The organism is Pseudomonas sp. S2_E02 (assembly GCF_054668355.1).
In genome coordinates, this window is the sequence record NZ_CP162761.1 from 3010983 (window position 1) to 3021903 (window position 10921).

The window sequence follows — 10921 nt, forward strand, 5'->3', positions numbered from 1 at the left end:
ACGGGGCTCACTTAAAATAGGGGCGTTTTGCTCAACTTCAAGTCATACAAGGCAGAAGTTAGTCGTTGATTTAATGGGCAAAGCGAGGGCAAAAGCAATGGGCGAGTGATTTCGGCCTTTCTGCTACCATGGCGTTTCTGTTACTTCAGGTGTTCGATCATGGCATTTCGCCCTCTTACGGCCAGAGCACCCGCCGTTCTCCTGCGCGAAGCCAAGCCGCTCAAAGCCATCCTCGGCCATGCCCAACGACTGGGGCATTTGCAGCGTCTGCTCGAAAGCCAACTGCAACCCGCCGCCCGTGAACATTGCCATGTAGCGTCGTGGCGTGAGGGCAGTCTGTTGCTGATTGTCACCGATGGCCATTGGGCCACACGTCTGCGCTATCAGCAAAAACGCTTGCAGAGGCAGCTGCAGATGTTTGATGAGTTCGCCAGTTTGACGCGGATTCTGTTCAAGGTGCAGCCGCCGACCGTTCAACGCGGAGCGGCCGGACACACGATGGATTTGTCGACGGATGCAGCGGCGACGATTCAGGCCACGGCGGACGGGATCACTGATCCGGGTTTGCGCGCGGCACTGGAACGACTGGCGGCGCACGCCAAAGCCAAGACCTGACAAATTCCCTGTGGGAGCGAGCTTGCTCGCGAATGCGGACTGTCATTCAACCTATGTGTTGCCTGACACGGCGCCTTCGCGAGCAAGCTCGCTCCCACAGGTTTCAGCGGCGTTTGCTGCCACCGAGTAAAGAGCCCATCAAGCCGCGTACCAGTTGTTTGCCGAGGTTATTGGCAGCCTGACGCATGGCTGACTTCAAGGCCTGCCCTGCTGCCGTACCCAGGAACTCTCCAGCCCTGTCCGCCAGACTCGGCTCTTGTGAAGCCGCTGGCGCTTCAGCCTCCGGCGCCAGCCCTTTACGCCCCATCAGAATTTCATACGCCGACTCACGATCGATCGGCTTGTCATAGCGGCCCTTGAACGGCGATCCGGCAATCAGCACGGTTCGTTCGGTCTCGGTCAGCGGCCCGATTCGCGATTGCGGTGGCGCGACCAGCACGCGCTGAACCATCTCCGGCGTGCCTTTCTCGGTCAGCGTGCCGACCAAGGCCTCGCCAATTCCCAGTTCAGTCAACACCGACAAGCTGTCGAACGCCGGATTCGGTCGGAAGCCGTCCGCCACCGCGCGCAGGGATTTCTGCTCTTTGGCGGTAAAGGCGCGCAAACCGTGTTGAATGCGTAAGCCAAGTTGCGCCAGCACGTCATCGGGCAAGTCCGCCGGCGATTGCGTAACGAAGTACACGCCAACGCCTTTGGAACGGATCAGCCGTACCACTTGCTCAAGTCGCTCCTGCAAGGCCTTGGGCGTATCGCCGAACAACAAATGCGCCTCATCAAAAAACAGCGCCAGCAACGGTTTGTCGGCATCGCCGCGCTCGGGCAATTGCTCGAACAGTTCAGCCAGCAGCCACAACAGGAATGTCGCGTAGACCTTCGGCGCCTCGTGCACCAGACGACTGGCATCGAGCAAATGAATGCGCCCGCGACCATCGGCGGTCGGTTGCAGAATGTCTTCAAGTTGCAGTGCCGGTTCGCCGAACAAGGCTTCGGCGCCCTGCTGCTCCAGCGTCGCCAAGCGACGCAACAGCGCCTGACTGGAACCGGTGGTCATCAGCGCCGCGTCTTCGCCCAACAGCTGCGGGTTTTCCTTGAGGTGATTGAGCAGCGCTTTCAGATCCTTCAAGTCCAGCAGCAACAGGCCTTCGCGATCGGCCACCTTGAAGGCGGCATATAGCGCCGACTGCTGACTGTCGGTCAGTTCCAGCAAGCTGCCGATCAGCAACGGGCCCATTTCGCTCAACGTGGTGCGCAACGGATGACCGGACTCGCCGTGGATGTCCCACAAGGTCACCGGATAGGCCTGCGGCTTGTGGTTGAGCCACGGCATCCCGGCAATGCGCTCGGCCACCTTGCCCTGCGGATTGCCCGCCGCACCGAGGCCACACAGATCACCCTTGATGTCGGCGGCAAATACCGCGACCCCGGCGTCGCTGAACGCCTCGGCCAAACGCTGCAAGGTGACGGTTTTACCGGTACCGGTGGCGCCCGCGACCAGTCCGTGGCGGTTGGCCAGGCGCATGGCCTGAGCGATCTGTTGGCCTGCGAGGTCGGCGCCGATTACGAGTTGCGAGGAGTCAGGCATTTTGTCACCCAATGGTTAATCTTTGATTCTGCATGGCCGATAAAGAAGAGTGAGAGACCCGACCACAAGTCAGGCCGGACATTTCCCTAAGGAGAGACGGAAATATCAGCTTGTTTTCACCCTTGCCCATTTTGCGCGCTTCTATAAAAGCACGCCCTGGACATTAAGACCTTAGCGGAACCCCAAGCCATGAACAAAAATCTGCGCTTCAGCCATAAAATTTTGCTTGCCGCCGCCCTCATCGTCATCGCCGCCTTCGCCTCGTTTACCTTGTACAACGACTGGTTGCAGCGCAACGCGATCCGCGATGACCTGAACAACTATCTCAACGAGATGGGCGAGGTCACTGCCGGCAATATCCAGACCTGGCTCAGCGGCCGCATTCTACTGATCGAGAACGCCGCCCAAAACATCGCCATCAACCCCGAGCCCGCCAACGTCGCCAGTCTGCTGGAACAGAAAAGCCTGACCTCGACGTTCATGGCGACCTATCTGGGCGATGCCACCGGGCACTTCACCATCCGTCCGGACACCAAGATGCCCGACGGTTTCGATCCGCGCGTGCGCCCTTGGTATAAAGGTGCCGAGGGCAGCAGCACCTCAACCCTGACCGAACCGTACATCGACGCCGCTACCGGCCAGTTGATCATTTCCATCGCCACTGCCTCGAAAAAGGCCGGCCAGAGCGTCGGTGTGGTTGGCGGCGACCTGAGCCTGCAATCGCTGGTCGACACCCTCGCCGCCCGGGATTTCGACGGCATGGGTTATGTGTTCCTGGTCAGCGCCGACGGCAAGATCCTCGTGCACCCGGACAAGGCCTTGGTGATGAAATCACTGAAGGAAGCCTATCCGCAGGACACGCCGCGCATCAGCAGCGACTTCAGTGAAGTTACCGTCGATGGCAAGACCCGCATCGTCACCTTCGCGCCGATCAAAGGCCTGCCGTCGGTGAACTGGTACATCGGCCTGTCGGTGGACAAGGATCAGGCCTTTGCGATGCTCAGCGAATTCCGCACCTCGGCAGTGATCGCGACCGTGATTGCCGTGGCAATCATCATTGCCCTGCTCGGCATGCTGATCCGTATTCTGATCCAGCCGCTGCACGTGATGACCCGCGCCATGGAGGACATCGCCGATGGCGAAGGCGACCTGACCAAACGCCTGACCATCGTCAATAACGATGAATTTGGTGTACTCGGTACCGCATTCAACCGTTTCGTCGAGCGTATTCACGGCTCGATCCGCGAAGTGTCGTCGGCCACCGGCCAGGTTAACGAAGTCGCCCTGCGCGTGGTCGCGGCATCGAACTCATCGATGTACAACTCTGACCAACAAGCCTCACGCACCAGCAGTGTCGCCGCAGCGATCAACCAGCTCGGCGCCGCGGCGCAGGAAATCGCTCGCAACGCCGCCCAGGCTTCAAATCAGGCCAGCGACGCGCGCGGTCTGGCTGAAGACGGCCAGCAAGTGGTGGATCGCAGCATCAAGGCGATGAATCAACTGTCGAGCATGCTCAGCGCGTCGAGCAGCAACATCGAGTCGCTGAATAGCAAAACCGTGAACATCGGCCAGATTCTCGAAGTGATCACCAGCATTTCCCAACAGACCAACCTGTTGGCGCTCAACGCGGCCATTGAAGCGGCACGTGCCGGTGAAGCCGGCCGGGGTTTTGCCGTGGTGGCGGATGAAGTGCGCAATCTGGCGCACCGCACCCAGGAATCGGCGCAACAGGTGCAGACCATGATCGAGGAGCTGCAAGTCGGCGCCCGTGAGTCGGTGAGCACCATGAGCGACAGTCAGCGTCACAGCCAGGACAGCGTCGAGATTGCCAACCTTGCCGGGGAGCGCTTGAACAGCGTGACCCAGCGCATTGGCGAGATCGACGGGATGAACCAGTCGGTGGCCACCGCGACCGAAGAGCAGACGGCAGTGGTGGAGTCGATCAACGTCGATATCACCGAGATCAACACGCTGAACCAGGAAGGCGTGGAGAACTTGCAGGCGACGTTGCGCGCGTGTTCGGACCTGGAGCAGCAGGCTTCGCGTCTGAAACAACTGGTTGGCAGTTTCCGCATCTGAGATCAAAAGCCTACCCCCTCACCCCAGCCCTCTCCCCCAGAGGGGCGAGGGGGAAAGGGAGCCGATCGGGGGATTTTCCAGACCTGAGTTCGACTCAGGTCTCTCAAGTCGGTGTAACTCCAACATCCACCTCGGTCAGTCCCCTCTCCCTCCGGGAGAGGGTTAGGGTGAGGGCGCTCTTCAGCTCCACCGCGCAATCCCGACCGAACATCTATTCTTGATAAAGGTCAACCAAGGGAGAACCACGCAGCGGAGGGTTGATCACCGTGCATATCGCCGACATCACCATGTTCTACGCCCCGGCCAGCGGCGGCGTGCGTACTTATCTGGATGCCAAACACCGCCGGCTCGGAGTCAAATCCGGTACTCGCCACAGCCTGCTGATTCCCGGTGCGCACTTCGGCGAACACGACGGCGTTTACACGGTTCCCGCCCCCGCCCTGCCTTTCGGCAAAGGCTATCGATTCCCCCTTCGCCTCGCGCCATGGCGAAACGTCCTGCAGGATTTACAGCCCGATCTGATCGAAGTCGGCGACCCTTATCTGACCGCCTGGGCCGCCCTTGATGCGCGACGACAGCTGGATGTGCCGGTAATCGGTTTCTATCACTCGGATCTGCCCTTGCTGATCGGCAATCGCATGGGCCATTGGGTCACACCGAATATCGAGGCGTATGTCACCAGGCTTTACGGCAACTTCGATCGGGTTTTGGCGCCCAGTCAGATCATGGCCGACAAGCTCAGCGGCCTCGGTGTACGCAATGTGTTCGTGCAACCGCTGGGCGTCGACCTGCAAACCTTTCACCCCAAAGCCCGCGACCCGCAACTGCGTGCAGAACTGGGCATCGCCGAAGACACCCGGCTGCTGATTTTTGCCGGACGCGGCTCGAAAGAGAAAAACCTGCCGGTATTGCTCAAATGCATGCAACGCCTCGGCCCGCGCTATCACCTGCTACTGGTCGGTTCGTCGATGCCCACCGCTGTGCCGGAAAACGTCAGTGTGATCGACGAATTCTGCCCCGCGCCACGCGTCGCGCAGTTGATGGCCAGTGCGGATGCCTTGCTGCATGCCGGCGACCAGGAAACCTTCGGCCTGGTGATCCTCGAAGCCATGGCCTGCGGCATTCCCGTGGTGGCCGTTGCCGCCGGGGCTTTCGAAGAGATCGTCACTGATTCCTGCGGTCTCCTGTGCGCACCGAACAACCCGCAAGCAATGGCCAATGCCGTGCGCGAACTGTTCAGTCGCGGCGGTAGCAAACTTGGCACACAGGCGCGCCAGCATGTCGAAACCCACTATGCGTGGGATACGGTGGTCGACAGTTTGTTGGGCCACTATCACGCCGTACTCGGACATACGCTGCCCAAGGTGGCCAATGGTTGAATCGATGAACAACCGCGCCGTCTTGCTGGTGCTGCACGACGTCGCTCCGTCGACGTGGGCGGATTACCAGCCGTTTGTCGAGGCCGTCGACGCCTTGGGCAACGTACCGATCACGTGGCTGGTCGTTCCGAATTTCCACCGGCACAATGTCCTCGACGATCACCCGGCATTTTGCCGACGGCTCGATGAGCGCGTCGCCCGTGGCGATGAGTTGGCGTTGCATGGTTATTTCCACGATGACCAGGAGCCCGGCCCGACGACGCCGCACGACTGGTTCATGCGCCGCGTTTACACCCATGAAGGCGAGTTTTACCGTTTGTCCCGGGAAACCGCCCTCGCCCGCCTGCGCACCGGCATCGAAGTCTTCCAGCGCCACGACTGGCCGCTGCACGGTTTCGTTGCCCCGGCGTGGTTGATGAGCGACGGCACCCGCCAGGCCCTGCGCGATCTGCCCCTGTGCTACACCAGCGATCCGCAGCATCTGTATCGGTTGCCGGATTTCACCGCGATCGATGCGCCGGGTCTGGTCTGGAGCGCTCGCAGCGCCTGGCGAAGGGGCCTGTCGAAGATTGTCAGCGAGCAGCGTCAACAGCGTTGGCGTCGGGCGTCGGTGATTCGTCTAGGCTTGCATCCCGTGGACATGCGCCACGGTTTTTCCCGTGATTACTGGCTGCACACCCTCGAACGACTGCTGAGCGAAGGACGCGTACCGATGACCAAAATCCACTGGCTCGCCCAACAGCGCGGTCAACTGGGAAGCGCCGCATGAGTCGCGGCATTCTCTTGCTGATCGGCCTGCTCGCGGCGGTGCTGATTCCGGTTGTGCTGGGTGGCGGCGACACCTGGGCGCGGCTGCAGAGTTTCCCGTTGCACTGGCTGTTGATCATGTTCGGCATGATCCTGCTTTGCTGGGGCATCAATACCTTGCGTCTGCGCCTGCTACTCGGAGATCAGCGCGAGCGCGTCACGCCGCTGCAAAGCCTTGGTGTAGTGATGGCCGCCGAATTCGCCTACTGCGCGACTCCCGGTGGCAGCGGCGGGCCGTTGACGATCATGGCCCTGTTGGCCCGCTCCGGCGTGCGGCCGGCGCGGGGCAGCGCGGTGTTTGCCATGGATCAGCTCAGCGATTTGCTGTTCTTTCTCTGCGCCCTCAGCGGCATTTTGATTTATGCGCTGTTCCAGCACCTCAGCGATCGCCTCGAGTGGTTGCTGACCGTCAGTGCGATTTCGCTGTTCGGCGGTTTATTCAGTTGTGTGCTGGTCGCGCGCTATCACCGCACCCTGATTCGCCTGAGCGGTCGCCTGCTGGCAAGGATGAACGTCAAGGCCATTACCCGCCGTCGCTGGGCGCGCAAGTTGCTGCATTTTCTCGCGGCGTTTACCGATACATTGAAGTTGCCCTGGCAAACATTGATCAAAGTATTCGCCCTGACGTGTGTGCATTGGTTGCTGCGCTACAGCGTGCTGTATCTGGCGCTACGCGGCCTGGGCGCGGACTTGCAGTGGGCGTGGAGTTTTCTGGTGCAGATGCTTTCGCTGGGCGCCGGGCAATTCAGCCTGCTGCCGGGCGGCGCGGGGGCGGCGGAGTTGACGTCGGCAGCGTTGCTGGCGCCGATGGTGGGGAAATCCACCGCTGCGGCAGCGATTCTGATTTGGCGGGTGGTGACGTATTACTTTTATCTGCTGGTCGGGGGGCCGGTGTTTTTGTTGATGCTGGGCCGACCGCTGTTAAGGAAACTGATGAAGGTGGGGCAGGCTTGATCGTCCGGTCGCGGCCCGAGCCTTCGGCTGCGCCTGCATGATCGCGCTTCAGCCATCGTCCTTGTTGTCGTTGGACTTCTCTTGCAATTGTTCCCACAACTCCGCAGCGCCGGGAAACTCGGTGCCATCCTCCGGGCTCATGTCCTCGGGATCATATCGACTCAAACACCCTTCGCCCAACGTCGCCGGCGCTTTGGAAGTGGCTTTGTCCAGTGGATCGGTCATGGCTTTTCCTCACAGCTGAAATGAAAAAGGGTCTGGACGATTGAACGCCCAGACCCTTGGTTTTTCAAGCCTGTGGGGTTGAGATCAGAACACCACAGTCTTGTTGCCGTGCACCAGCACGCGGTCTTCGAGGTGATAACGCAGGCCACGAGCCAGGACCATTTTCTCGACATCACGACCGAAACGCACCATGTCTTCGATACTGTCACTGTGGCTGACACGCACCACGTCCTGCTCGATGATCGGGCCGGCGTCCAGCTCTTCGGTCACGTAGTGACAGGTCGCGCCGATCAGCTTCACGCCACGCAGCGACGCCTGGTGATACGGCTTGGCACCAACGAACGACGGCAGGAAGCTGTGGTGAATGTTGATGACCTTGTGCGCGTATTCGCGGCACATGTCTGGCGGCAGGATCTGCATGTAACGCGCCAGGACCACCACTTCGGCATCGTGCTGTTTGACCAGACGCGACACTTCGTCGAAGGCCGGTTGCTTGTCCTGCGGATTGACCGGGACGTGGTAATAAGGAATGCCGTGCCACTCGACCATGCTGCGCAGGTCGTCGTGGTTGGAAATCACGCAGGAGATTTCGCAGTCCAGTTCATCGCTGTGCCAGCGGTGCAGCAAGTCCGCGAGACAGTGCGATTCGCGGCTGGCCATCAGCACAACGCGTTTTTTCTGCTCGGTGTCGGTGATGCGCCAGTCCATCGAGAACTCTTCGGCGATCGGCGCAAACTTCTCGCGCAGCACTTCAATACCGAAAGGCAGCGAATCGGCACGAATTTCGTGACGCATGAAGAACCAGCCCACCTGGTTGTCCGAGTGGTGGCTCGCTTCGGTGATCCAGCCGTTGTGGGCTGCCAGAAAATTACTGACTTTGGCAACAATGCCAACGCGGTCCGGGCAAGATATCACCAGCCGAAAAGTGCGCATGAGGGGGAAACTCCAGAACTTCGCAAAGGCCGCCATTCTAGCGGCTGCGCAGGAAAACTGCAGTATTGATCAGCAACGGGAGGCGCCAGGCTCAGTGCTACGGATTCTTGATGAGTAACCGACAGACTGGTGCTGATCCTGCGGGATCGCTTGATCAGACAACTGTGAATATCTGTGATGACTCGATCACACTATTTAACTGAATATTCAATAGAGAGCAGTTTCTCGTAACTAATTTAAATAAAAACCCCGGTTAAATGTTTACTTGATGAAACAGCCTGACTATTATTGCGGCACTGTCCCCCTGCCATCCCGCACTCTACTAAGGTAGTAATCATGTCCTTGATCAACGAATATCGCGCCACCGAAGAAGCCATCAAAGAGCTGCAAGCCCGTTTGAAGAACCTGTCCCAAGACGACAAACTGCAAGCCGAGCTGGAATTCGAAGGCAAACTGCGCACCCTGATGGGCGAATACTCCAAATCCCTGCGTGACATTATCGCGCTGCTGGATCCGGAAGCTAAAACCAAAGCAGTACGCGGCGGCGCAGTAAAAACTACCGGCACCAAGCGTGCTCGCAAAGTTAAACAATACAAAAACCCGCACAACGGCGAAGTCATCGAAACCAAAGGTGGCAACCACAAAACTCTGAAAGAGTGGAAAGCCAAGTGGGGCGGTGACGTGGTTGAAGGCTGGGCTACCCTGCTGGGCTAAGCCGCAACGTCTTCGCAGAGCGATCCGCGAAAAAACAAACGCCAGCGAATGCTGGCGTTTTTTTATGCCCGGGATTTAAGCCCGGTCATGTTCGATTTCAAAGATTCAAACGTTTGCGCAATGCCTGGACATAATTCTGCCATTCATTGAGCACCTCACTCTGCATCGGCGTGGCATTAATCGACCATTGCTCGGCCGCCTCGGTAAAAGATTTCAAGGTATTCGGTGCGCCGCACTCAGGCGTGGACAAACGCTGCTGACAGAATATTCTCCAGCGTTCTTGCTCTTCGAAATTCAACGTCTCGGGAAAGTTGCGTGCGCGATATCGAAAGAGTAATTCAGGCAAACGTTCGTCATCGAAAGGCCATTGCTCTTGCGCTAGTTGTGCCGGGTCAGCGCTCCTCACTTGCTCACATAGACGTCGGTCACGGTCACCGATAAATCCGTCGTACAACTGTTGTTCCGGATCCTCGCTCGGAATGAAATCTTCGCTGACATAAATCTCTGCAACTTTATCTTTCCAAACTTGCTGTGCGTCAGTTAGCCGCAGTGCTCGCTGTTGATAAAGCGCCATGTCCAGCCCCAGACGTTGCTGATCCTGCGCGCGCAAAACCGCAAGCGGCGCCACCACCGGACAACGGTTGATGTGAATCAGCTTGAGCGGCACCGGCAACTCACCTTCCAGCAAATCATCACGACGCGTGTACAAACGCTGGCGCAGGGTCTGCGCGTCCAGATCGAGCAACCCCTGCGGGTCGAGGTGCAGATCGCAGACGATCAAGGCGTTACGGTTTTTTGGATGCCAGGCTAATGGCAGCACCACACCGACATAACTGCGCGCGGCCGAGAAACGCCCGGAAATATGCACCAGTGGCTGCAGCAGACGAATCTGATCCATGACCTTTTGCTTGCTGCGCAACTGGAACAGCCAGTCATACAGTTTTGGCTGTTTCTCGCGGATCAGCCGGGCCAATGCGATGGTGGCGCGAACGTCTGACAAGGCTTCGTGGGCGTGGCCATGATCGATATTGTTCGCGGCGGTCAGGCGTTCTAGCTTGAGCGTCACCCGACCTTCGTCATCGCTCGGCCAGACCAGTCCGTCGGGACGCAGCGCATAAGCAGCGCGCACCACATCAATCAGATCCCAACGGCTGTTGCCGCCCTGCCACTCCCGGGCGTACGGGTCGAAAAAATTGCGATACAGGCTGTAACGGGTCATCTCGTCGTCGAAACGCAGGGTGTTGTAACCGGCGCCACAGGTGCCGGGGGCCGCCAGCTGGGCATGCACCCGCGTCATGAAATCAGCTTCGCTCAAGCCCTTTTCGGCGAGCTGGCTCGGGGTGATGCCGGTAATCGCGCAAGCCGCCGGATGCGGCAGTATGTCTTCGCTGGGCTGGCAATAAAGATTGACCGGCTCGTCGATTTCGTTGAGCGCATGGTCGGTGCGGATCCCGGCCACCTGCAACGGGCGGTCGTTACGCGGATTGATGCCAGTGGTTTCGTAGTCGTACCAGAAGATTGAAGTCACGGGCGGTTCCTGAACTGAAGATCGGCAAAGTCTAGGCGCTCGACCGCGCTCGCGGCCAGCCTCGCGTCATTCAAACACTTCGGACTTCACGATGTGCAATACATA

General features: G+C 59.2%; 10 protein-coding genes and 2 pseudogenes. 7 read left to right on the forward strand and 5 right to left on the reverse strand.

Annotated features, from left to right (window positions below; translation table 11 throughout):
• The first annotated feature begins 159 nt into the window (after positions 1–159).
• Positions 160–615: a DUF721 domain-containing protein gene (locus AB4O01_RS13530; RefSeq protein WP_038366691.1), complete on the forward strand. Its 456-nt coding sequence runs from the start codon at positions 160–162 to the stop codon at positions 613–615.
• An 8-nt stretch (positions 616–623) separates the two neighbouring features.
• On the opposite strand, the pseudogene AB4O01_RS13535 reads toward AB4O01_RS13530, so the two are convergent.
• Both AB4O01_RS13535 and AB4O01_RS13540 read right to left on the reverse strand, forming a co-directional pair.
• Positions 624–722, reverse strand: a pseudogene (locus tag AB4O01_RS13535) (metal ABC transporter ATP-binding protein); the annotation flags it as partial.
• Positions 719–2197 (reverse strand): helicase HerA-like domain-containing protein, encoded by a 1479-nt coding sequence (locus AB4O01_RS13540; protein WP_460092043.1) that lies wholly within the window; start codon positions 2195–2197, stop codon positions 719–721. The pseudogene AB4O01_RS13535 and the gene AB4O01_RS13540, both read right to left, overlap by 4 nt.
• A gap of 333 nt (positions 2198–2530) precedes the next feature.
• Here AB4O01_RS13540 and AB4O01_RS13545 point away from each other — a divergent pair.
• The 5 genes and pseudogenes from AB4O01_RS13545 to AB4O01_RS13565 form a co-directional block, all read left to right on the forward strand.
• Positions 2531–3370 (forward strand): annotated as a pseudogene (locus AB4O01_RS13545) (HAMP domain-containing protein); the annotation flags it as partial.
• A 141-nt stretch (positions 3371–3511) separates the two neighbouring features.
• Positions 3512–4276, forward strand: a complete 765-nt coding sequence (locus AB4O01_RS13550; protein ID WP_371043227.1) for a methyl-accepting chemotaxis protein — start codon at positions 3512–3514, stop codon at positions 4274–4276.
• 266 nt (positions 4277–4542) lie between these two features.
• Complete coding sequence (locus AB4O01_RS13555) at positions 4543–5655, forward strand: glycosyltransferase family 4 protein (protein WP_460092045.1); 1113 nt, start codon at positions 4543–4545, stop codon at positions 5653–5655.
• On the forward strand, positions 5648–6424 hold the full coding sequence (locus AB4O01_RS13560; RefSeq protein WP_460092047.1) for a DUF2334 domain-containing protein: 777 nt from the start codon (positions 5648–5650) through the stop codon (positions 6422–6424). Before AB4O01_RS13555 ends, AB4O01_RS13560 begins: the two co-directional genes overlap by 8 nt.
• The gene (locus tag AB4O01_RS13565; RefSeq protein ID WP_099757019.1) at positions 6421–7416 is read left to right on the forward strand and encodes a lysylphosphatidylglycerol synthase transmembrane domain-containing protein; all 996 of its coding nucleotides are present in this window, start codon (positions 6421–6423) and stop codon (positions 7414–7416) included. Before AB4O01_RS13560 ends, AB4O01_RS13565 begins: the two co-directional genes overlap by 4 nt.
• A gap of 48 nt (positions 7417–7464) precedes the next feature.
• Here the strand turns inward: AB4O01_RS13565 and AB4O01_RS13570 are convergent, their stop codons facing one another.
• Both AB4O01_RS13570 and purU read right to left on the reverse strand, forming a co-directional pair.
• Positions 7465–7641: a hypothetical protein gene (locus AB4O01_RS13570; RefSeq protein WP_427119002.1), complete on the reverse strand. Its 177-nt coding sequence runs from the start codon at positions 7639–7641 to the stop codon at positions 7465–7467.
• Between the two features lie 84 nt (positions 7642–7725).
• Entirely contained in the window at positions 7726–8574 is an 849-nt protein-coding gene (gene purU, locus AB4O01_RS13575) for a formyltetrahydrofolate deformylase (protein WP_007912774.1), read from the reverse strand.
• A gap of 336 nt (positions 8575–8910) precedes the next feature.
• On the opposite strand from purU, the gene mvaT reads away from it, so the two are divergent.
• On the forward strand, positions 8911–9288 hold the full coding sequence (gene mvaT / locus AB4O01_RS13580) for a histone-like nucleoid-structuring protein MvaT (protein ID WP_007912775.1): 378 nt from the start codon (positions 8911–8913) through the stop codon (positions 9286–9288).
• A gap of 97 nt (positions 9289–9385) precedes the next feature.
• On the opposite strand, the gene sbcB is transcribed toward mvaT, so the two are convergent.
• Positions 9386–10816, reverse strand: coding sequence for an exodeoxyribonuclease I (gene sbcB / locus AB4O01_RS13585; protein ID WP_093430507.1), 1431 nt, complete (start codon positions 10814–10816; stop codon positions 9386–9388).
• Positions 10817–10921: the final 105 nt, after the last annotated feature.

Bases quoted from the DNA above. Each gene is read 5' to 3' on its own strand.
- AB4O01_RS13530 (WP_038366691.1), top strand. From the start codon at position 160: ATGGCATTTCGCCCTCTTACGGCCAGAGCACCCGCCGTTCTCCTGCGC.
- AB4O01_RS13540 (WP_460092043.1), bottom strand. From the start codon at position 2,197: ATGCCTGACTCCTCGCAACTCGTAATCGGCGCCGACCTCGCAGGCCAA.
- AB4O01_RS13550 (WP_371043227.1), top strand. From the start codon at position 3,512: ATGTACAACTCTGACCAACAAGCCTCACGCACCAGCAGTGTCGCCGCA.
- AB4O01_RS13560 (WP_460092047.1), top strand. From the start codon at position 5,648: ATGGTTGAATCGATGAACAACCGCGCCGTCTTGCTGGTGCTGCACGAC.
- AB4O01_RS13565 (WP_099757019.1), top strand. From the start codon at position 6,421: ATGAGTCGCGGCATTCTCTTGCTGATCGGCCTGCTCGCGGCGGTGCTG.
- AB4O01_RS13570 (WP_427119002.1), bottom strand. From the start codon at position 7,641: ATGACCGATCCACTGGACAAAGCCACTTCCAAAGCGCCGGCGACGTTG.
- purU (WP_007912774.1), bottom strand. From the start codon at position 8,574: ATGCGCACTTTTCGGCTGGTGATATCTTGCCCGGACCGCGTTGGCATT.
- mvaT (WP_007912775.1), top strand. From the start codon at position 8,911: ATGTCCTTGATCAACGAATATCGCGCCACCGAAGAAGCCATCAAAGAG.